Below are 21327 nucleotides of genomic sequence, written 5' to 3' on the forward strand. Positions count from 1 at the left end.
GTTAAAGTCGAAGGTTGATCATTCATGAGTATGCACGGTTTTTTTCATGTGCTGGAGCGACGCCGGTAGCCAGACTAGCCAAATCCGGCAGCTTGCGATGGGCAACCGAGCGGCGGATGGAAGCCATCGAAGCGATCTCTTTTCGTTCCCACAGTAAAGTAAAACTATACCTCACGGAGGGTATTAGGGTCTATGCGGTCGCATAAAGGTTTTTGGTGTCATGGCTCGATATTAAGACGAGATCGGTTTTAGCCATGGATCAACTCAAATTATTTTGTTATAAAAATTAATTTTTAATAACACAAAAAATTATAATGACTTTGGCAAGAAAATAGCGTGGCGAGAAAGCGGGTGGTATATCGAATGAAAAGATGTGCAGCCAATGCAGTGATGAATTACCCGCGCCCGAAGACGCGGGACCGAGATAGTTCTGACGCAGAGTGTGGATTGTCTCTGCAAGTACACCCTGAGCTAAACCAGGTCGTTATTTAAGTAGAGGAGCAATGTCCTGTCGGCTGATGGGTATGAAGTGACCGTTTTGCAGAACCATCGTCTCCAGGAAATCCGAGCCTTGATTGTCTGTCGTGAAATCGATCTTGACGCCACCGACATCGTAAGGTTGGCGGCGTGCGGCCTTGAGGAAAGCCTCACGGGTAATCGGCCCTTCAATTGCTTGCATGATGGTTACAAATGATCGGCCTACTAAATAGGCTTCTAGGCTGTAGTAATCCAGAGTTTTGCCAAGGGCTTTGCGGGCGTCGGCTACCACAGGCAGCGCTGAGTCGAGCGAAGGCACCACTTGAGCGGAAATCACTTTGTCTTTGACATTGTTATCGCTCAGTATTTTGGCGAGCCGCTCACCTACAAGCAGGGACGAAGCGCTGAAAAACCAAGGCTCTCCTTTATAGCGAGCAAAAGCCATGAACATATTGGCCGGCTCTTCAATGGCTGTTAAAACGACAACAAACCGACAGTGGCTATTATTGTCAGCTTCCCATTTTTTTAGAGACTGATAGCCGCCATGAGCGCTAATGGTATGGTGGAGATAGGCACCCACCGGACCGATATTGTTTCGGTCTGGGCTATCGCCTGGCATATTCAGAATCTGGTCGAGCTTTTGGACGATGGCTTCGGTCCCTGAATGTCTGGCCAAAGCCGCCCGCATCCCCTTGACGCCAGCCAGGCCAAGAACATCATTCTGGATATACATGCAGACCTCAACAGGCTTGACACCCGCCGCCAAGGCTATTTCCACCAGAGCATCTGTTTCCGCCGTGTAACTGACACGAAAGTTCAACACATCGCCGGGGCCGGTGAAGCCGACGCCCGTGAGAAAGCCGAACGCCGGTACCTTGTTTTCAGCCAAGATCGGTAACGCTGCTTTGGTGGTGGGGGAGCCGTAACTATTGACCATCGCAAAGATGCCTTTTGCGATCAAATCCTTGGCTGCCACCATTGTTTTGTCAGGCGTGTAAAAGTCATTAGCCGTTAAATACTCGATAGTGCGTTTTTGGACTGTCTGCCCAGCAAGGGCAGCTTCCATGCCCCGCTTCTGCGCCAAACCATAGACTTTAAAATCCCCTTCCAAGGGGAGGGTAGAGCCAATACGAATTGTTTTGTCGGTTACGCCGGCCTCCTCTGCCTGGCCCCAAAGTGGAGTCAGGAAAACCCCAAGCAATAATCCCAGCCCTAGCTTGCCGATGAGATAAGGAATACGCCGATTAGCTTTTTTACTGCGGTTAAACGATGAATTTTTTAGTAATGAATACATATCCAATTCCTTATTATTTATAAAAAGCATCATATTTATTACGCTTTCTAGGGTATAGTTTATACTAAAACCTTTCATTTTTTTAAGGATATTTGATCATAGGCAAGTAGTTGTCTACCTGGGTACTCGCCCTGTTATGCTAAATTCTTTTATTAGTGTTTTGATTATTAAAGATAAAAAATACAAAGACCAAGCGAGAGAGACTCGCCTGGTCTATTACAAGCTTGCAGCGCTATCGAATTTGGCGTGTTACTTAAACAGTTTCACCAGTTCAGGGTCTTGTGGGCTAACCGGCACAAAGCGACCGTCCCGTAACAGCGTGAAACCCACGAAGTCCGAGCCTTGGTTGTCGGTGGTGAAATCTACCTTGATACCACCAATATCGTAGGGCTGGCGGTGGGCGGCTTTGAGAAAATTCTCGCGGGTCAGCGGCCCGTCAATGGCTTGCAGGATAGCGACAAACAATTTACCGACGATATAGCTTTCCAGGGATGTGTAGTTGAGATTGGTGCCTAGGTTTTTGCGCGCTTCCGTAACGATAGGTAAGGGTGAGTCAAGCGCCGGAACGACTTGGGTCGTGATGACTTTATCCTGTACCCCTTTTTCTTTTAGTTGCTTTGTGAACATGTCTCCCACCAGTAAAGAAATCGAACTGAAAACCCAAGATTCATTTTTATAGTGGGCATAGCCTATGAACTCAGCGGTTGGAGCAAAGACCGCCACGGTCATTACCAGTCGGCAGTGTGCACCACTGTCTTTTTCCCACTTTTTCAGTGAATCATAGCCTGGTTTCGCCACGATAATATCTTTAGGGTAGACACCGACCGGGCCAATTCCATTACGATTTGGATTGTCGCCCACCTGATTTAAAATCTGGTCGAGTTTAGCCACAATCGTTTCAGTGCCGGGTTGCTTTACCAAAGCCTCACGAATGCCTTTGATGCCGCTCATCCCGAAACCATCATTTTGCACGTAAGCACAAATTTCGCTCGGTTTGACGCCATTGGCTAGCGCGGTTTCGGTGAGACTCTCCAACTCTTTGGTATAGGGTGCGCGAAAGTTGAGCACGTCGCCGGGTCCTGTGAAACCTGCTCCGGTATAGGGGGCAAACATAGGGATCTTATTTTCTGCCAATATAGGTAACGCCGCGCGGACAGTCGGTGTGCCGCAGCTGTTGACTATCGCGAAAATCCCTTTGCTGATGAGCTGTTTGGTGTTTTCTATGGCTTTATCAGGCTCATAGAAATCATTGAGTTGTTCAAACTGAATCGTTCGTTTCTGTACTGTCTGCCCAGCCAGCGCCGCTTCCATCCCTAGCTTGGTATTTTGCCCAAACATCTTGAGGTCTCCCTCCAGTTGGGTCGAGGCACCGATGCGGATTATTTTGTCGGTAACACCCGGTTCTTCGGCTTGGCTCAGGGCTGGGGTCAGACAAAGGCTAAGTAGCAAGGTCAGAACGGCACTGGAGACTTTCGCACCCTGCAATCCACTGGATTTGGCATTCTTGCTAGCCGGTCTAAATTGTTGCATAGCCATAGATAAACTCCTCTGAAGTGATGTTTTTAGGATAGAACACCAATGTCTTCGCTTCCATAGCGTTAACAAAAAGGAGCATGAATACTTTATTAGGACATAATTATCTATGATAAATAGGGCTATAAGACTGGATAATTCTGATTCTTTTTTATTGAAAACCAGGGCTTAAACCGGGTTGTCGATTTCAACAAAAATGAAATTCAGACCGAAGTGTTCAGCTAGATGGGTGCCGAGCGCTTGTGCACCATAGCGTTCGGTGGCGTGATGGCCCGCCGCAAAGAAATGCAGGCGGTTTTCGCGCGCGAAATGGACGGTTTGCTCAGAGGCTTCACCGGTTAAAAAGGCATCCGCACCGGCATCAAGAGCCTGTTCGATATAAGATTGTGCGCCTCCAGTGCACCAAGCCAGCCGTTTTATTGGCGCATCATGGCCGGCGATGTGCAGCGGGGTTCGACTGAGGCGAGCGGCGAGGCGGGCGGCAAAAGCGTGCCCTGGCAGCGGATCGGGCAGTTCTCCCAGCATCACCAATCCCGGTGTGCGCTGGTTGCCACCAGCCGTTCCGGTGATGGTCAAATCCAGCACACGGGCCAGTTGGACGTTATTGCCGAGTTCTGGATGCGCATCGAGCGGCAGGTGATAGGCGAGCAGGCTGATCTCATGGCGGAGCAGGGTGGCCAGCCGCCGTTGCTTCATGCCAGTGATGCAAGGGTTTTCACCTTTCCAAAAATAGCCGTGATGCACTAGCACGGCGTCCGCTTGGTGCTCAATAGCGGCATCCAGCAGCGCCTGACAGGCGGTGACGCCGCCGATCAGGGTTTTCACATCTGCCCGACCTTCAACCTGCAAGCCATTCGGGCAATAGTCATTGAAGCTTTCGACCGACAGCAAGCGGTCGCTATAGGCGGCCAGCTCGCTTAAGCCGACCATCCGCGCGATTCCAATATCTCGCTGAGCGCAGCCAGTAACGCGGCGTTTTGTTCGGGATGGCCGACGGTGATCCGTAGAAAGTGCTCAATGCGGGGTTGGCGAAAATGGCGAACGATAATGCTTTTTTGCCGTAAGGCGCCTGCTAGTTCGCCGGCATCGTACCGAGGATGATGGGCAAACAGGAAATTGGCTGCTGAAGGGAGCACCTTAAAACCAAGCTCCCGTAATCCTGCCCTCACTGTTTCCCGACTGGCGATCACGGTTTGGCAGGTCTGCTCGAAGTGATCACGGTCGTCGAAGGCAGCTATCGCGCCGGCGATGGCCAGGCGGTCGAGCGGATAGGAATTAAAGCTGTTCTTGACTCGCTCCAATGCCTCGATTAATTCGGGATGGCCGACGGCGAAACCCACCCGTAAGCCTGCCAGTGAGCGCGATTTAGACAGTGTTTGCACCACCAGCAGGTTCGGATAGCGGTCCACCAGCGCGATAGCCGTTTCACCACCGAAATCGATATAGGCTTCATCCACGACCACGGCTGAATCCGAGTGATGAGAAAGCAGCCATTCCAGATCATCCAGCGGCAGCAGACAGCCGGTTGGCGCATTCGGATTAGCGAAGATGATGCCGCCATTAGGCTGTTGATAATCAGCGACCCGTAACGTGAAATCCTCAGCCAGCGGTACCGTTTGGTAATCAATGCTATACAGACCGCAATAAACTGGGTAGAAGCTGTAGGTGATATCAGGAAACAGCAAAGGTGCTGGATGCTGGAACAGCCCCTGAAACACGAACGCCAGCACTTCATCCGAGCCGTTGCCGACAAACACCTGAGCCGGTGTGATGCGGTAATAATCTGCGATGGCCTGTTTCAACCGTTCGACATTGGGATCGGGATACAAGCGCAACGCATCGGATAGCTCCGCCTGAATCGCCTCCAGCACCTTGAGCGATGGTCCGTAGGGATTTTCGTTGGTGTTGAGTTTGATCAGATGAGGGAGCTTGGGTTGCTCGCCCGGAACGTAGGGCGTAAGTCGGTGAACGAGCGGACTCCAATAGCGATTGCTCATGGTTGCTCCGCGATTCGATATTCGGCAGAGCGGGCATGAGCAGTCAAACCCTCGCCACGGGCCAGGACTGAGGCGGTGCGACCCAGAGTCGCCGCTCCGGTAGGAGAGCAGTTGATGAGGCTAGAGCGCTTCTGGAAATCGTACACGCCCAGCGCTGAGGAAAACCGTGCGGTGCGCGAGGTCGGTAAAACGTGATTAGGGCCGGCACAATAATCACCTAACGCCTCGGCGGTGTAACGACCGAGGAAAATTGCCCCTGCATGACGGATCAGTGGCAACAGCGCTTCCGGTTTTTCCACCGACAATTCCAAATGTTCTGGCGCGATGAAATTCACCACCTGCGCGGCTTCGTTCAAGTCGAGCGTTTGAATCAGCGCAGCCCGCCGATCCAACGATGCTTCGATGATTTTCCGCCGCTCCATGCTCGGTAGCAAGGCGTCGATGCGAGTCGCAACGCGATCCAGAAACGCGGCATCCGGGCTAATCAGAATCGGTTGGGCGTCTTCATCGTGTTCGGCTTGCGAGAATAAATCCATTGTGATCCAGTCAGGGTCAGTCTGCCCGTCGCAGACCACCAAAATTTCCGAGGGACCAGCGATCATGTCGATGCCGACCGTGCCAAAGACTTGCCGTTTGGCGGCGGCGACATAGGCATTGCCTGGCCCGACGATTTTATCCACGCGCGGCACGGTCGCCGTGCCGTAAGCCAGTGCGGCCACTGCCTGCGCGCCGCCGATGGTGAATACTCGGTCCACGCCCGCCACGGCGGCGGCGGCCAATACTAATTCATTCAGTTCACCACCGGGCGTCGGTACTACCATGACGATTTCCGGAACACCCGCGACCTTGGCCGGGATGGCATTCATCAACACCGAGGATGGATAGGCTGCTTTACCACCGGGGACGTATAGACCCACCCGATCCAAAGGCGTCACTTGCTGGCCCAACACGGTGCCGTCGGCTTCCGTGAAAACCCAGGATTCCTGTTTTTGTCGCTCAGCATAGGTGCGAATGCGAGCGGCGGCCGTTTCCAGCGCGGTGCGCTGGTCAACAGGGATACAGTGCAGTGCCTGTTGCAAGCGGATAGGAGGGATTTCCAGATCGCCGGCTTGTTTAGCGTTCAGGCGGTCAAAACGGCGGGTGTATTCCAGCAAGGCGACATCGCCCACGGTGCGGACTTGAGCGAGGATGTCGCGCACGGTGGTGGTCACGGCTTCATCGGCGACTCCCTCCCACGCGGTCAGCGTTTCCAGTCGCGTCCAGAAAGCGGGGTCCGCAGTGGTCAGACGTTGGATGTCTGGCATAAATCGGCTCCAGGATAGGAAGGGCGGCGTGGCTCAGTCGCCTACCGCAACAGCCATGCGCGCGGTGATCGCTTTGATTCGGGCGTGTTTCATCTTCATTGCCGCTTTGTTGACAATCAGCCGCGAGCTAATGTCGGCGATATGTTCCAGCGGTGCCAGACCGTTGGCTTTCAGAGTATTGCCGGTATCGACGACATCAACGATGTAATCCGCCAACCCCACCAGCGGCGCCAGCTCCATCGAGCCGTACAGTTTGATGATTTCCACCTGGCGCCCTTGGTCTGCGAAATAACGTCGCGCGATATTGACGAACTTGGTGGCGATCCGAGGGCGGTGCCAGCGGAGTGGCTGATCAGGACGGCCGGCGACCATCAGCCGACAGCGGGCGATCCGCAAATCCAAGGGTTCATACAGTCCTTCGCCACCGTGCTCCAGCAGCACATCTTTACCGGCCACACCGAGATCGGCAGCCCCGTATTGCACATACGTCGGCACGTCGGTAGCGCGGATGATCACCAGCTTAACGTCCGGCTGATCGGTGTCGAGAATTAACTTACGGCTGGTTTCAGGATCATCAGTCGGTACAATGCCAGCTGCCGCCAGCAGCGGCAGGGTTTCCTGGAAAATGCGGCCCTTGGATAGGGCGATAGTCAACGGCGCAGCCATAAACGAGCTAGCCTGGTGTGCGACGGATGCGAGCGCCCAATTGGGCCAGCTTTTCCTCAATACAGTCATAACCACGGTCAATATGATAAATCCGATCCACCACGGTATCGCCATCTGCGACCAGGGCCGCCAGGATTAGGCTGGCCGAGGCGCGCAGATCAGTGGCCATGACCGGTGCCCCCGTTAAGCGCGGTATGCCGATGCTGATTGCGGTGTTGCCTTCCAGTTCGATTTGGGCGCCCATCCGGTGTAGTTCCTGAACGTGCATGAAGCGGTTCTCAAAGACCGTTTCGGTGATCATGCCAACCCCCTCGGCGACCGCGTTAAGCGCAACGAACTGAGCTTGCATGTCGGTGGGAAAAGCCGGGTAGGGGGCAGTACGGATGCGAACCGCCTTGGGTCGGTTGCCGGCCATATCGACCTCAATCCAATCAGGACCGGTATTGACCCGGATACCCGCTTCCTCCATTTTTAGCAAGACCGCTTCCAAGGTATCCGGGCGCGTCCCTTTGACTTTGACGCGACCACCAGTGATCGCGCCAGCCAGCAGATAGGTGGCCGTTTCGATGCGATCCGGCAAAACCTGATAATTAGCGCCGCCCAGGCGGTCAATGCCCTCAATGACCAGGGTATCGGTGCCGGCACCGCTGATCCGCGCTCCCATTGCGTTGAGGCAATCGGCCAGATCGACCACTTCAGGTTCGCGGGCGGCATTTTCGATGATCGTGGTGCCGCGCGCCAGGGTAGCGGCCATCAGCAGGTTTTCAGTACCGGTCACAGTGACCAGATCCAGCGCAATATGAGCACCCTTCAACCGCTCGGCACGGGCGCGGATATAGCCGTTCTCGACCTTAATGGTGGCGCCCATCGCCTCCAAACCCTTGATATGCAAGTTCACCGGCCGTGAACCGATGGCACAACCGCCGGGTAAGGAGACTTCGGCTTGGCCGAAGCGGGCTAACAGCGGACCCAACACCAGAATGGAGGCGCGCATGGTACGCACTAACTCGTAAGGGGCGTGAAACGTGTGGATGGTGCGTGGATCGACTTGAATATTCATCCGCTCGTCCACCACCAGTTCGACGCCCATCTGGCCCAGCAGCTCCATCGTCGTCGTAACATCTTGTAAATGCGGGACATTGCCGATGGTCATCGGCGCATCGGCCAGCAGAGTGGCGGCTAGAATCGGGAGTACCGCATTTTTGGCTCCGGACGCCCGTAGTTCGCCTTGTAGCGGCAAGCCGCCGCTGATGATCAATTTGCTCATTGACTCATTGTTACCCATCAGGAGTGTGATTGGCGCCAGGCATCCGGCGTATAGGTCTTGAGGGAAAGCGCGTGAATTTCCTCGCGTTCCATGCATCCGCCCAAGGCTGTGTACACCAAACGGTGTTGTTGCAGTAAGGACTTACCGGCGAAATCCGGGCTGATAACCACGGCTTCGAAATGGATGCCATCGTCGCCTTGCACGGTCGCTTTAGCACCGGGCAACTGCTGTTCGATCAACTGTGCTATGTCTTTGGCTTGCATGTCACACACCGGATGTGATGCTGCGAGAAGCGAGGGATAGAAACGCTCGCTAGGGAGTTTGCGGTCATCAGAGTCTTGAGTCCTTCAAGCCACGGGTAATACAGTTTCCAGATCGACGACACGGACGATGGCCCGCATTTGTGCGGGCATATTGCTGAAAACCAACTTACTTTGCCGACTTTGTGCTTGGCGTAGCCATTCGACCAAGAGCGCCACGCCCGCGCTGTTAGAGCGCCGGACCCCGCTGAGGTCGATCTGAACTACCGGTTCCACTGCAATTTCGAATAACGAGCCGGTAGTCGCCCACAGATCCGCGACCGAATCGAAATCCAGTTCGCCGACGATCCGCAGGGTCGTACCATCGCGCTCGACCGTTGCGGTCGCCATCAGCGGGTGAACCGGGTGTTGCGTTGCCGCAGATCGGCGATCACGGCATCCATACCGCTCGTACGGATTTGCGTAGTAAACGTGCTGCGATAGCTGGTGACCAGGCTCACTCCATCGACCGTGACATCGTAAACTTTCCAGCCCTCGTTGCCGAGGTGCATGTTGTAGTTGATCTGGATGGGTTGGCCGGTCTTGGGTCGAACTTCGGTCTTGACGGTGGTTTCATCGCCCACCGCTGCACCGGCTTGCGGCAAAATTTGGATGGTTTCGTTGGCATATTCCAGGAGTGCTTTGGCGTAAGTCCGCACCAGCAGCGTTCGGAATTCCTCGGTAAATTGGCGGCGTTGCTCCGGCGTGGCTTGCTGCCAAGCTCGTCCCAGTACCCAGCGTGACATCAGTTCGAAATCGAAGTTAGGCAACACGATCCGATTAACCAGCGGATAAATTTGACCCGGTTCGCGGTCAATGGTAGCGCGGTTTTGCCGCAAAGCATCCAGCATCTGCGTTGAGGTCTCTTGGACCACATCTTGCGGGGAAGTGACAGCGGCTTCGCTGAAACCGCTACCCAAGGCCAGCAACAGCAGACCGGTGGTGATGACTTGTTTCATGTAACAACTCTTCTTTAGGTCAGGTTTAAGCCAGCAGAAACGCGGGCTGTGTCGGTTAAATCAGCATACCGAAATGGCGGATGCTCAAGGTTTTTTGGATGACCCTTCGCTGTCCGCTGCTCCAGTGATCATGCGGGCGATGAGTTTTTCCAGCACCAAGGCCGATTGCGTCAATTTCAGAGTGCTGCCGTTCTTCAGATAGGTGTCCATGCCGCCAGGTTCCAAACCGACATATTGTTCCCCCAATAAACCCGAGGTCAGGATACTGGCGCTGGAATCGGTCGGTAGACGGTCGTATTGAGGGTCGATGGACAACGTGACTACGGCCTCGTAGGTCTGGGTGTCCAGGCCGATGTTGGCCACCCGCCCGATCCGTACCCCAGCCAGGCTGACCGGTGCGCGGATCTTAAGTCCGCCGATGCTCTCGAAACGAGCAGTGACCTTGTAGCCTTTATCTTCGCCCAGTTCAGCGATATTGCTGACTTTCATCGCCAGCATGAAGAAAGCCACCAGCCCCAGGGCGACGAAAACCCCGACCGCCAGTTCCAGTTTTTTGATAGCGACCATGGCGCTTAGACTCCAAAAAAGATCGCGGTCAACACGAAATCCAATGCCAGCACCACCAAGGCGGTGTTGACGACCGTGCGAGTCGTTGCCAAGCTGATGCCTTCCGAGGTGGGTATCGCATCGTACCCTTCAAAGACAGCGATCCAGTTGGCGACCCAGCCAAACGCGATGCTCTTAATGACCACGCCTTTGATGACATCATCAACCAGCCCGACTGATGCTTGCATTTGTGACCAGAAAGCCCCGCTATCCACGCCAAGCTGCTTGACCGCGACGAAATAGCCGCCCAAGACGCCGATAGCGGTGAAGATACCCGCCAGCAGCGGCATGGCGATAAAGCCGGCCACAAAGCGTGGCGCGAAAACGCGCGCAAATGGATCAACCGCCATCATTTGCATACAGGCGAGTTGTTCGGTGACCTTCATCAAGCCGATTTCAGCAGTTAGTGCCGAGCCAGCCCGCGCGGCGTAAAGGAGCGCGGCCAACACCGGTCCCAGTTCCCGTACCAGAGACAGGGCAACGACCGTACCCAGTGTGGACGTGGCGCCGAAATCGACCAAATTAGCGTAACCTTGCAAACCCAACACCATGCCGACGAACAGCCCCGACATGGCGATGATCGGTAGCGAGAGCACGCCAAGGGAGTAAAGTTGCTTAACGATCAATCCAGGGCGTTTGCACAACGCGGCCAGCGCGCCCAACAGCCCCAGCAAAAACAACGTGGCTTTGCCCAGACGTTGCAAGAAGCGCAGTGCCAGGCGCCCCAAGCGTCGCACGCTTTCAAGCAAGGGCCGGTCCCTCAGCAAGCGCTAGATCGTGGGCATACGTCGGGGCGGGATAATGGAATGACATCGGACCATCCGGTAGGGCATGCAGAAATTGTTCGACCCAGCCGGATCGGGAGTGCTCCAACGCTTGCGGGGTGCCATGATCGACTACCGAGCCATCGGAAATGAGATAAATGTAATCGGCGATAGAGGCGGTTTCCTTGACATCATGCGACACAATGATGCTGGTCAATCCCAGGGCGTCGTTGAGCGTGCGGATTAGCTTGACCAGCACGCCCATCGTGATCGGGTCCTGGCCGGAGAAAGGCTCATCGTACATGATCATCATGGGGTCCAGGGCGATGGCGCGGGCCAGGGCTGCCCGCCGGGCCATACCGCCGGACAGTTCACTTGGCATCAGATGGCGCGCGCCGCGCAGACCGACTGCTTCCAATTTCATCAACGTTAACGTGCGGATAAAGCTCTCCGGTAGCCGAGTATGCTCGCGCAATGGGAAAGCGACGTTATCGTAAACGCTCAAATCGGTGAACAGTGCGCCGCTTTGAAATAACATGCTCATCCGCTTACGCAACTGGTACAACTCGCGGCGCCCCAACTCGTGAACGCAGGCACCATCGACGTCGATGCGGCCGGCGTCGGGGCGTATCTGACCACCGATCAGCCGAAGCAGCGTGGTTTTTCCGGTGCCGCTTGGCCCCATGATGGCGGTAATTTTGCCGCGCGGAATCGCTAAATCCACGTTTTCAAAGATAATCCGTGAGCCACGCCGAAAGGATAGATTACGCACGGTAATCAGCGGCGCGGCGTCGGGAATGGGGATCGCGGCAGAGTGGGTGACGGCGGACATTGAGGCGGAGAGAGATGGCAAACTGATGAATTTATGTGGCGATAAGGTGATCTAGTTTCCGGTCAAGCCAGCGGTAAGTCAAATAGGACGCTCGGTGCTAGCGCCAATGAAACTTGGCAATTACCTACGCAAGCAGCTATCTTTTTATAACGATGCTGGCTGCTGTATTGGCCGGCGGGAGTTTTCCTCCGGAATTCCGTGTGTTCCCGTCGTATCCGGCGCGCCGAATTGACCGAGCTACAAACCCGGTTACGGTGCTGCCGGATGGGCTTACCGTATGGGAACTGCGGGGTTCCGATATTTGTTTCAAATCATCATGCAGAAGGTAGGATCATGGCAAAAAAATACATTTACAAGTACACCGAAGGCGACGGCAAGAACAAAATGTTGTTGGGCGGTAAAGGGGCCAACCTCTGCGAAATGACGCAGATCGGGCTGCGGGTGCCGCCGGGCTTCGTCATCAGTACGGAAGCCTGCCTGGACTACATTGCCAATAATCGCCTGCCCGATGGCGTGATGGACGATGTGCGGGCACATATGGCCTGGCTGGAAAAAGAAACCGGCAAGCAGTTTGGCGGTGCGGGCAATCCGCTGTTGGTCTCGGTACGCTCCGGCTCGTCTATGTCCATGCCGGGCATGATGGACACCATCCTCAATCTGGGCCTGAATGAGACCACCCTGGCCGGGCTGATCAAGCTCACCGGCAACGAACGCTTCGGTTATGACGCTTATCGTCGTTTCATCCAGTTGTTTGGCAAGATCGCGCTGGGGGTGGACGATCATCATTTCGATGAGCACTTTGAGGCGGTCAAGCGCCGTGCAGGCGTCAAGGTTGATCTGGGCCTGAGCGCCAACGACCTGAAAGACATCGGCCAATTGTTCCTCAAAGTCGTTCAGGAGCAGACCGGGCGGCCGTTCCCGCAAGACCCCTATGAGCAGCTTGAGCTGGCCATTAAGGCCGTGTTCGGCTCGTGGATGGGCCAGCGCGCCGTCGATTACCGCCGCGAATTCAAGATCACTCCAGATCAGGCCAACGGCACCGCCGTCAATATCGTGACCATGGTGTTCGGCAACATGGGTAACGATTGCTCGACCGGCGTCGGCTTCACCCGCGACCCCGGCACTGGCGAAAACGTGATGTACGGCGAGTACCTGGTCAACGCTCAGGGCGAGGACGTGGTGGCCGGCATCCGCACCCCCAAGCCCGTGTTGGAGATGAAAAACGAGATGCCGGATCTGTTCCGGCAGTTGGTCGAACTGCGCAACAAGCTGGAAGGCCACTACCACGAAGTGCAGGATTACGAGTACACCATCGAAAAGGGCGTGCTCTACTGCCTGCAAACCCGTAACGGCAAGATGAACGCTGCGGCGATGGTGCGCAGCTCGGTGGAAATGGCCAACGAAGGCTTGATCAACCGCGAAAAAGCCCTGCTGCGTATTGATCCCGAATCGCTGGAACAGATGATGTTCCCGCAGCTCGACCCGAAACATAAGGTGGCTCCTGCGGCCCAGGGGATGGGCGCGTCTCCGGGTGCATCCTCTGGCAAGATCGTGTTCGACGCCGATACCGCCGTGAAGCGCGGTCGTGGCGCCAACGAAAAAATCATCCTGGTGCGCGAAGAGACCAAGCCGGAAGACATTCACGGTTTCTTCGCGGCGGTCGGCATTCTGACTAGCCGGGGCGGCAAGACCTCGCACGCGGCGGTGGTCGCGCGCGGTATGGGCAAGCCCTGCGTGGTCGGTGCCGAAGATATTAACGTCAACGTCCATCAGCGCCAGGCGGTGATCGGTGATGTGGTGCTGCACGAAGGCGATATCGTCACCATTGATGGCGGCAGCGGCCGGGTCTACCTGGGTGAAGTGCCGACGGTCGAGCCGGAATTTACCCCGGAACTGCGCACCCTGCTTGGTTGGGCCGACGAAATCGCCACCCTCAAGGTGATGGCGAATGCGGATACCCCAGACGCCGCGCAACGCGCCTCCAACTACGGCGCGATGGGCATTGGCCTGTGCCGTACCGAGCGCATGTTCAACGCCAAGGAACGTCTGCCCATCGTACTGGAAATGATTCTGGCCGAGACCACCGAAGACCGCGAAGCCGCGCTGGCTAAGTTGTTGCCGATGCAGCGCAGCGATTTCAAGGAAATCCTGCGCGTTATGGCCCCGCGTCCGGTCACCATCCGGCTGCTTGATCCACCGATCCACGAGTTCCTGCCCTCCGAGCAGACGTTGGTGGACGACATCGAGCATCTGCGCCATCTGCGCCAGACCGCGCAGGGTTTGGAAGCCATCAGCCAGATTCTGGCCCAGGCCAATCCGAAGGCCGTCGAGCAGCTCGGTATCCTCAACGACAGCCATCTGGTCTCCGATGTGCTGGCCAAGAAGGAAGAAATCCTGCAAAAGGCCCGCGCCCTGCACGAAATCAACCCGATGCTCGGTCATCGCGGCGTTCGTCTGGGCCTGACCTATCCCGAAATCTACAAGATGCAGATTCGGGCGGTGCTGGAAGCGGCGGCGGAATGTATCCAGGAGAAGGTCAACGTTCACCCGGAAATCATGGTGCCGCAGGTCTGTACCAAGGAAGAATTGATGCGGGTGCGGGCGCTGGTCGATGAGGTATTGCCGGAAGTCGAAGCCAAGTACGCGGTCAAGGTGCATTTCGAGTTCGGCACCATGATGGAAGTGGTGCGGGCTTGTCTGCGCTCTGAGGAAATCGCTGAAGTGGCGGAATTCTTCTCGTTCGGCACCAACGACCTGACCCAGGCCACCTTCTCGTTCTCGCGTGAAGACGCCGAGAACAAGTTCCTGCCGTTCTACAATTCGGCGGGTATTCTGAAGGACAACCCGTTCGAGGCGTTGGACACTAAGGGCGTTGGTCAGTTGATGTCCTTTGCGGTCACCAACGGTCGCAAGACTCGTTCCGGCCTCAAGGTCGGCATCTGTGGCGAGCAGGGCGGTCATCCGCGTTCCATGCGCTTCTGTCATTATGCCAACCTAACCTATGTGTCCTGCTCCTCACCGCGCGTTCCCATCGCCCGGCTGGCGGCGGCACATGCCAAGTTGCTGGAAGGGAACTATCAGCCTTAATCGTTGTTGATGGAGTCGGGGGTGGCGATTTGCGCTCCCGACCGGAATGCTGGGGGCGGCTACGGTCGCCCTTATTGTTTTCCATCGTCTAAAAGACATACTCTCTTCCTCGAAGACCCACCCTCGTTGGCGAACGTCAAGGAGGGTGGGATTGAGGCTCATGTTTCGCTGTCGGTAGATCATTTATTTTAGAGAGGCTTCCATGCGCTGGAGAGATGGTAGAGAAAGCGACAATGTTGAAGATCGGCGTGGCATGGGAACGGGCACCGTCGTTGCGGGTGGCGGAATTGGGACGGTTGCCTTGTTGCTTGTCGCCTGGTTCTTCGGTATCGATCCCACCGTGTTAATGGAAAGCGGCGGGACGCCGAGTCCTGTTGTCACTCAGCGGTCGGCACCCACCTCGCCAGTTGACCAGGAGGCGCGTAAATTTGTCTCAGTGGTGCTGGCTGATACGGAAGACACATGGCGGAGTTTATTCCGGCAGATGGGCGGTACTTATCGAGAACCTAAGCTGGTGTTATTTAGTGGCGCGGTGCAGTCGGCTTGCGGTTTTGCCCAATCGGCGGTCGGCCCGTTTTATTGTCCAGCGGATCAAAAGGTCTATTTGGATACCGAGTTCTTTGACGAGATGCAGCGGCGCTTTAAGGCGCCCGGTGATTTTGCCCAAGCCTATGTGATTGCCCATGAGATTGGGCATCATGTGCAAAATTTGCTAGGGATTTCCGATAAGGTGCAATCTTTGCGCGCTCGTGCGGGCGAGGCTGAAGGGAATGCGCTCTCGGTACGCTTGGAATTGCAGGCCGACTGTTTCGCCGGAGTGTGGGCCAACCATGCTCAAAAAACTCGACAGATTCTGGAAGCAGGCGATGTTGAGGAGGCATTGAACGCCGCGACCGCCATCGGTGATGACCGCCTACAAATGCGTTCCAAAGGCTATGTCGCGCCTGATTCGTTCACGCACGGCAGCTCCGCACAACGGGTGCGTTGGTTCAAGCAAGGCATTACGACGGGCGATTTACGGCAGTGCGATACCTTTAGCGCCACCCAGCTATAAGCGCTAGCACGATTCCAGCGATGGATTACAGCGCCTTAATCCCTGGCGGCAACGCTCGGAGGCGGGCGCTAACTCCATTCCGCGCTGATAGCAGGCACGGGCACCGTCCCAATCCTGCTGATCTTCAAGGTGAGCGCCGATTTCTTCCAGAATTTTCAGATATCTGTTTTGCAGGCGTTGGCGTGCCTGAAGCGCCCATGTTTCATTGTCCTGACCTAGAAATGACCCGCGATAGGCGCCCAGGAGGCTGTGGGCTAGGGTGGCCATATCGGCGGCCGCAGCCGTCGTCTTGCGCTCTCGAATGTGCTCGTGAGCCTGGTTGATGCGGCGCTCCAGACACCACAGATCGACCCAGCAATAGCGCGGGTCTAGCGACAATCGGCTATCCCGCAAATACACCGCTTCATCGTGGCCCAGTAACTTGCGCAGCCGGTGCAGGGTCGTGGTCAGCGTTTGCTGAGCAGTATCGCCATCAGCGTCCGGCCATAGCGCGTCGGCGATGCGGGCCTGCTCAACGTCACGTCCGCCCCAGGAAAGTAAAATTTTTAGTAATTGCAGCGGTTTATGCTGTGCTTTGCGGCCAAAAGTCAGGGGCTGCTCATCAATGACCAGCGCGAAGCGGCCCAGGGTGTAAAGTTTTACTGGCCAGGGCCAACGTTCAGAAGCGGGTACGGTGGAGTCGGGTAACAGCCCGCGTTTTTGAATCAGGGTCCGTACATACTCCACCTCGATACCCGCGTCCAGCGCGGTCATGCACAATCGGCTTAGGTCTTCTGATTTGAAGAATGGAAAACACAGATAACCTTCTCGACGCCCAATCGTAAATGCTGCGCGCAGCAGTCGCAGACTGCGCTCTCGCCGACCCCAATCCAGGGCAAATTGCGCAGTAGCCAGTGTGCGGGCGAACCGCCCGATCTGGCTATTAGCTGCACGAATCCAAAAGCGCATACCAGCCAGGTGTCGCAATGCACTGGAGCGATTTCCGAGGCTGGCTTGAACTTGAGCTAAACCCCATTGAATCATGCCGGTTGCGTGATAAAAGGTCTGATGCGATGCCGGTAGACTTTGCTGGAGCAATTCTGCCGCTTCAGCTAAGCGGCCTGATAGCCAGGCTTCCCAGCCGCACAGCCAATGATAATGAAGCTGCTCTACGGGACGGAGTGAATGAACCACCGGCTTGAAGCGCTCCAGCGCGGTCCGCCCAGCCTCCAGCCGACCCTCGTTCAGGTGAATGACCACAAAACCGGAGAGTGAAGGTTCAATGACTTGGATACCATAACGGGTAGCAATCGCGGAAGCAGTCTTGGCCAGCGTCAAGCACTCTATTGAATTGCCTTCAAATAAATACTGGTAGCAGAATTTTCCCCAGTACCCCAGGCAACGCAACACTGGTGGGACATCGGATGTATCTGCATTGGCATTACGTAGGAGGGTTAGCGCCCAAGTGGCTTTGGCGCGCTGCCCGGTATTCCAGACATAGTGAAGCAATAAGCTGACGAGGGAAATTAGATAAATTTCGGGCGGACAGCGACTCTGTAATAACTGGACCAGCCGTTGCTCCCAATAGGCGAATCGGGGATGCTCTGGCCAAGCATACAACATCATGTTGAATACCCCACAAACCACACGCGCTTCAAGATCAGGGACCGGGATGCCAGGGTAACGCTGTTGAAGATATTCGAACTCTACCAGCCAACCTCTGGCTGCTTTGAAGTTATCCCACGCTAAACAATAGCTGTCGGTGATGGTTACCCATGTCAGCCATACGCCAGGACTATCGCCGAGGTGTTTAAAGCGTCGATAAGCCCGTACCAGTGTTTTCCGGGCACCGACCGGGTTGTGATGTAGTTTGCACTGTCCTAACCAAAAGAGTAGCCAGGGGGATTGATCCCGCATAGTGGGCGGAAAGCCATGCAACCACGTTTCTAACAATTGGCTGCGACCTTGCCGTAATAAGGTTTGGCCGTGCTGCTGCACCAAGCGACTGAGTTCTTCCCAATCGCCGAGCGCTTGGCGCAATTCGACCGCCGCACTTAAATCACCAACCGCCTCCAAGATGACGGCTGCACGACGTTGGTGGTGCGTGTAATCGGTCGCATTAAAGGTCTGGGCGCCTCGACGCAGGAGAAAATCACGAAACAGATCATGATATTGGTAGCTGGGTTCGGTGGTGTCGTTGCGGAAGGTAAAATAGTGGCTGCGCACTAATGCGTTTAGGTACTCTGCTGCATCCCCGCTATCGATCATTTGACTAGCCATTGCGGCGGTCATCTTTGGAAAGAAGGCGGTTTTGAGCAAAAACTGCTGGGTCGGTTGATCGGTGTGCTTAAAGACTTCAGTGGCGAAATAATCGAATAGCAATGCCGAGGCGGGAAGGGGTCGGGAGATGAAGGGAATCTGGGCATCGCGCAATAAGAGCGTCAAACCCGCTGCCCAGCCCTGCACCTGTTCATGAAGCCGTTGCACATCCTCTATGGTCGGGCGGTGGTCCGGCTCCAAATCGGCAATGCCTTGAGCCTCCGGCAAGGTCAAGCGCAATTCTTCCATGCTGATGATGGCCAATTGGCCATGAAGACGCGCTCGACTCAGCGCGAGTGGCGGTTCACCTCGACTGGTAACCAGGCAGCGCACCCCGCTGGGAAGGTCGTTCAGGGCTTCCGCCAACATGCCATGAAATGTCGCCTCCGCTGGAAGGCGATGGTAGTTGTCCAGTAGCAGGATGAAAGGCGGGTTGAGCCGCTGACAGAGCAGACGAATATAACGGCGAGTGAAGGCGGGAATGTCCTGCTGAGACTCCGGTGTCAGCAGCGGCAAAGGCGGGCCATCACCGAGGGAGTCTGCCGCTAGGCCCAGATAATAAAAGAAGGTCGCTAAATCTGCATCATCTTCATCGAGTTGATACCACAGGCAAGGCAAGCCGCGCATTTCGACGTAACTGGCGGCAAGCGTGGTTTTGCCATAACCTCCGGGTGCGCCGATCCAGGTGCAGGGCTGGCTTTGCACGCTGTCCAGGCGCTGGAACAGCCGCTCGCGGGGTAACACTGCTGGTAACCAGGGCCGATTTAATTTAGCCAGCCCAACGGCGGGATTAGCTATCGCCAGACCGCTGTTAGTCGCCATAAAGATCTCCTAAATGAGGAGAGCAGTCTTCATAGCTCATTCTTTTAAATAGATTATTCATAATATAAACACCGATATTCCGTGGTCTGAACCGAAGTGCGAACCAGGCTGCTGATTTTAGAAAGCCGGTCGCTTTTGCTTGAAAACTTCAGTCTGCCGCCGCGCTGGCCATCGCGCGTAATCCCTCCTCCAGATCGGTCATTGTCCGGCGTGTTTTTAGTACCTATATGTATCCATAATAAAGCCATAAAGTGCCTAAAAGTCAATTGGAAGCGGCTCATTCCCGTCACAAAAGCAATCACTGGCTAAGCTGATAATCAGAATTTTCTGTAAAATCAGCTAGTAAACCCACAATCAAGGCAAGAGAATTGAATGCGCGCTTTCGTGCTCGGCAATTACATGAACGCCAATTTTCTGACCGTGGATCGTCTGCCGGTAGCCGGTGAATCCTTGGCGGCATCGCGTCATTTCCAGGAGCACGGCGGCAAGGGTTTAAACCTGGCTGTCGGACTGCACCGTTTAGGGGTGACTATCGACTTGCTGATGGCGGTAGGAAACGATGAAGCTGGTGCAGCGGTGACGCGCCGACTCGCCGAGGAAGGCATCAACACCGCATGGGTGTTACCATTGGGACCCAATTCAGGTTATGGGGTGGGCTTCATCACCCCGGACGGCCGCAATTTTCTAGCAGCCCATCTCGGCGCAAATGCGCTATTAGCCGCCGACCATATCGATCAAGCAACAGAGGTTTTCAGCAAGGCCGATTGGGTGGTGGCGCAGTTTGAAATTCCTGATCCGGTGATCTATCACGCCTTCCGCAGGGCGCGTCGTCTCGGCAAACGAACCTATCTAAATCCCTCACCGTGGCGTCAGCCCGATAACGAGCTGTTGGCGCTTACCGATGTGTTAGTGGTCAACGTGACCGAGGCAGAGCAGTTGTTTGATCAACCTGATCTGGAGATGTTGACGCGAGACGCCTGGCTGGAGCAGTTACCCGCGTTAAGCCAAAAAATTGGCTGGCTTGGCCAATGGCTGGTGGTGACCTTGGCTGAAGCAGGCTGTGTCGCTATCGATCAGGCGGGACAGGTCGTCAAGCAGCCTGCTTACCCGATTCGCCAGATTGACGCCACCGGCGCAGGTGATGCCTTTGGTTGTGGCTTGCTATGGGCGCTTGGGCGTAGCTTGCCGTTAACCGAATGCTTGCAGATCGGCAATGCCTGCGGCGCGCTCATCGCCGCCCGTGAAGGCATCCTGGAGGGCCTGCCCCGGCCTGCTGAAGTCGAGGCGTTTAGGGTTGCTGCGGCTTCAAATTGAGCGTCACGCGGTACGCATAGGCATCACCGCGAAACGTCCCTTCGACATATTCAATCATCTGCCCGGTCGCACTGTAAGTCTTGCGCTTCATCAGCAGGCAAGGGCCAGGTTTAGTAAATTCGAACACTGCCATTTCCGCGCTGAAACTCATAACGGCTTCAATGGTTTGCTCACCCCGGATTAAGGCAATATCGCAGCAGTCTTCAAGATATTGATAAATCGATCCCTCAACATCCCAGTTGGCAAGGTCTGGCGCGGCGGTCAGGTCGTACCAGGCGACTTCCCGCGAGAGTGGGGTGCCATCGCCCAGCCTAAGCCGCACCAGGTATAAAAACTGCGCAGTGGTCGGCCGCTCGAACAGCGAAGATATGGTTCTATCGGTCACAATGCGCCGCTCCAGCAAGCGAGTGCACGGCTCCATGCCCAACTCTCGCATTTCCTCAGTGAAACCCTTGAGTCGTCCCAGTTGGGGCGACAGGCGAACCGGTGCTTTGACCGCAACGCCCGCGCGGCCATGTGTGGACAAGTAATCCCTGGCCCGCAACTCGTCGTAGGCTCGCCGCACCGTCGTCCGGCTCAATTGGAGTTTTTCTGCCAATACCCGCTCAGATGGCAGGCTTTGTCCCGCTGAAATTTCGCCTGAATCAATCAGTTGTGTCAGTTTTTGCGCGACCTGAAGATAGCTCGGTTCTGCAATTTCTCGATCCGGCGCTAAGCGTTCAATCAATTTTTGGGATTGCATGGTAGAGGCTAA

General features: G+C 55.6%; 18 protein-coding genes. 3 read left to right on the forward strand and 15 right to left on the reverse strand.

Features of this window, described 5'->3' with window-relative positions; all coding sequences use genetic code 11:
• Positions 1-484 precede the first annotated feature (484 nt).
• From BN873_RS02590 to BN873_RS02650, 13 genes are all read right to left on the reverse strand, one after another.
• Entirely contained in the window at positions 485-1804 is a 1320-nt protein-coding gene (locus BN873_RS02590; protein WP_171820405.1) for an ABC transporter substrate-binding protein, read from the reverse strand.
• A 216-nt stretch (positions 1805-2020) separates the two neighbouring features.
• Positions 2021-3307 (reverse strand): ABC transporter substrate-binding protein, encoded by a 1287-nt coding sequence (locus BN873_RS02595; RefSeq protein WP_048670415.1) that lies wholly within the window; start codon positions 3305-3307, stop codon positions 2021-2023.
• A gap of 165 nt (positions 3308-3472) precedes the next feature.
• Entirely contained in the window at positions 3473-4234 is a 762-nt protein-coding gene (locus BN873_RS02600; RefSeq protein ID WP_048670416.1) for a Nif3-like dinuclear metal center hexameric protein, read from the reverse strand.
• Positions 4222-5301, reverse strand: coding sequence for a histidinol-phosphate transaminase (gene hisC / locus BN873_RS02605; protein ID WP_048670417.1), 1080 nt, complete (start codon positions 5299-5301; stop codon positions 4222-4224). The genes BN873_RS02600 and hisC overlap by 13 nt, the downstream gene beginning before the upstream one ends.
• The gene (gene hisD / locus BN873_RS02610; protein WP_048670418.1) at positions 5298-6605 is read right to left on the reverse strand and encodes a histidinol dehydrogenase; all 1308 of its coding nucleotides are present in this window, start codon (positions 6603-6605) and stop codon (positions 5298-5300) included. Before hisD ends, hisC begins: the two co-directional genes overlap by 4 nt.
• A 33-nt stretch (positions 6606-6638) precedes the next feature.
• Positions 6639-7271, reverse strand: coding sequence for an ATP phosphoribosyltransferase (hisG, locus tag BN873_RS02615; protein ID WP_048670419.1), 633 nt, complete (start codon positions 7269-7271; stop codon positions 6639-6641).
• 7 nt (positions 7272-7278) lie between these two features.
• The gene (murA, locus tag BN873_RS02620; RefSeq protein WP_048670693.1) at positions 7279-8538 is read right to left on the reverse strand and encodes a UDP-N-acetylglucosamine 1-carboxyvinyltransferase; all 1260 of its coding nucleotides are present in this window, start codon (positions 8536-8538) and stop codon (positions 7279-7281) included.
• A 17-nt stretch (positions 8539-8555) separates the two neighbouring features.
• A complete protein-coding gene (locus BN873_RS02625) occupies positions 8556-8801 on the reverse strand; it encodes a BolA family protein (protein ID WP_048670420.1) in 246 nt (81 codons plus the stop codon).
• An 84-nt stretch (positions 8802-8885) separates the two neighbouring features.
• Positions 8886-9188 carry an STAS domain-containing protein gene (locus tag BN873_RS02630; RefSeq protein ID WP_048670421.1) on the reverse strand — a complete coding sequence of 101 codons (303 nt, stop codon included), beginning with the start codon at positions 9186-9188 and terminating at the stop codon, positions 8886-8888.
• Complete coding sequence (locus BN873_RS02635; protein WP_048670422.1) at positions 9188-9796, reverse strand: MlaC/ttg2D family ABC transporter substrate-binding protein; 609 nt, start codon at positions 9794-9796, stop codon at positions 9188-9190. Before BN873_RS02635 ends, BN873_RS02630 begins: the two co-directional genes overlap by 1 nt.
• 84 nt (positions 9797-9880) lie before the next feature.
• The gene (mlaD, locus tag BN873_RS02640; protein ID WP_048670423.1) at positions 9881-10363 is read right to left on the reverse strand and encodes an outer membrane lipid asymmetry maintenance protein MlaD; all 483 of its coding nucleotides are present in this window, start codon (positions 10361-10363) and stop codon (positions 9881-9883) included.
• 5 nt (positions 10364-10368) lie between these two features.
• Positions 10369-11151 (reverse strand): lipid asymmetry maintenance ABC transporter permease subunit MlaE, encoded by a 783-nt coding sequence (gene mlaE / locus BN873_RS02645; RefSeq protein ID WP_048670424.1) that lies wholly within the window; start codon positions 11149-11151, stop codon positions 10369-10371.
• Entirely contained in the window at positions 11144-11998 is an 855-nt protein-coding gene (locus tag BN873_RS02650; protein WP_048670425.1) for an ATP-binding cassette domain-containing protein, read from the reverse strand. Before BN873_RS02650 ends, mlaE begins: the two co-directional genes overlap by 8 nt.
• Positions 11999-12331: 333 nt before the next feature.
• Between BN873_RS02650 and ppdK the strand changes: the two genes are divergently transcribed.
• Positions 12332-15085 carry a pyruvate, phosphate dikinase gene (ppdK, locus tag BN873_RS02655; protein WP_048670426.1) on the forward strand — a complete coding sequence of 918 codons (2754 nt, stop codon included), beginning with the start codon at positions 12332-12334 and terminating at the stop codon, positions 15083-15085.
• A 202-nt stretch (positions 15086-15287) separates the two neighbouring features.
• Positions 15288-16139, forward strand: coding sequence for a KPN_02809 family neutral zinc metallopeptidase (gene ypfJ, locus BN873_RS02660; protein ID WP_048670427.1), 852 nt, complete (start codon positions 15288-15290; stop codon positions 16137-16139).
• Between the two features lie 3 nt (positions 16140-16142).
• On the opposite strand, the gene BN873_RS02665 is transcribed toward ypfJ, so the two are convergent.
• On the reverse strand, positions 16143-19259 hold the full coding sequence (locus BN873_RS02665; protein ID WP_048670428.1) for an AfsR/SARP family transcriptional regulator: 3117 nt from the start codon (positions 19257-19259) through the stop codon (positions 16143-16145).
• A gap of 372 nt (positions 19260-19631) precedes the next feature.
• On the opposite strand from BN873_RS02665, the gene BN873_RS02670 reads away from it, so the two are divergent.
• Complete coding sequence (locus tag BN873_RS02670) at positions 19632-20573, forward strand: ribokinase (RefSeq protein WP_048670429.1); 942 nt, start codon at positions 19632-19634, stop codon at positions 20571-20573.
• Here BN873_RS02670 and BN873_RS02675 read toward each other — a convergent pair.
• Positions 20548-21315 carry a GntR family transcriptional regulator gene (locus BN873_RS02675; RefSeq protein WP_048670430.1) on the reverse strand — a complete coding sequence of 256 codons (768 nt, stop codon included), beginning with the start codon at positions 21313-21315 and terminating at the stop codon, positions 20548-20550. The genes BN873_RS02670 and BN873_RS02675 overlap by 26 nt on opposite strands.
• Positions 21316-21327: the final 12 nt, after the last annotated feature.

Origin of the sequence: Candidatus Competibacter denitrificans Run_A_D11 (assembly GCF_001051235.1) — a bacterium.
GTDB classification, from domain to species: domain Bacteria; phylum Pseudomonadota; class Gammaproteobacteria; order Competibacterales; family Competibacteraceae; genus Competibacter_A; species Competibacter_A denitrificans.

Coding starts and splice junctions, on each gene's coding strand:
- BN873_RS02590 (WP_171820405.1), bottom strand. CDS start 1,804: ATGATGCTTTTTATAAATAATAAGGAATTGGATATGTATTCATTACTA.
- BN873_RS02595 (WP_048670415.1), bottom strand. CDS start 3,307: ATGGCTATGCAACAATTTAGACCGGCTAGCAAGAATGCCAAATCCAGT.
- BN873_RS02600 (WP_048670416.1), bottom strand. CDS start 4,234: ATGGTCGGCTTAAGCGAGCTGGCCGCCTATAGCGACCGCTTGCTGTCG.
- hisC (WP_048670417.1), bottom strand. CDS start 5,301: ATGAGCAATCGCTATTGGAGTCCGCTCGTTCACCGACTTACGCCCTAC.
- hisD (WP_048670418.1), bottom strand. CDS start 6,605: ATGCCAGACATCCAACGTCTGACCACTGCGGACCCCGCTTTCTGGACG.
- hisG (WP_048670419.1), bottom strand. CDS start 7,271: ATGGCTGCGCCGTTGACTATCGCCCTATCCAAGGGCCGCATTTTCCAG.
- murA (WP_048670693.1), bottom strand. CDS start 8,538: ATGAGCAAATTGATCATCAGCGGCGGCTTGCCGCTACAAGGCGAACTA.
- BN873_RS02625 (WP_048670420.1), bottom strand. CDS start 8,801: ATGCAAGCCAAAGACATAGCACAGTTGATCGAACAGCAGTTGCCCGGT.
- BN873_RS02630 (WP_048670421.1), bottom strand. CDS start 9,188: ATGGCGACCGCAACGGTCGAGCGCGATGGTACGACCCTGCGGATCGTC.
- BN873_RS02635 (WP_048670422.1), bottom strand. CDS start 9,796: ATGAAACAAGTCATCACCACCGGTCTGCTGTTGCTGGCCTTGGGTAGC.
- mlaD (WP_048670423.1), bottom strand. CDS start 10,363: ATGGTCGCTATCAAAAAACTGGAACTGGCGGTCGGGGTTTTCGTCGCC.
- BN873_RS02650 (WP_048670425.1), bottom strand. CDS start 11,998: ATGTCCGCCGTCACCCACTCTGCCGCGATCCCCATTCCCGACGCCGCG.
- ppdK (WP_048670426.1), top strand. CDS start 12,332: ATGGCAAAAAAATACATTTACAAGTACACCGAAGGCGACGGCAAGAAC.
- ypfJ (WP_048670427.1), top strand. CDS start 15,288: ATGCGCTGGAGAGATGGTAGAGAAAGCGACAATGTTGAAGATCGGCGT.
- BN873_RS02665 (WP_048670428.1), bottom strand. CDS start 19,259: ATGGCGACTAACAGCGGTCTGGCGATAGCTAATCCCGCCGTTGGGCTG.
- BN873_RS02670 (WP_048670429.1), top strand. CDS start 19,632: ATGCGCGCTTTCGTGCTCGGCAATTACATGAACGCCAATTTTCTGACC.
- BN873_RS02675 (WP_048670430.1), bottom strand. CDS start 21,315: ATGCAATCCCAAAAATTGATTGAACGCTTAGCGCCGGATCGAGAAATT.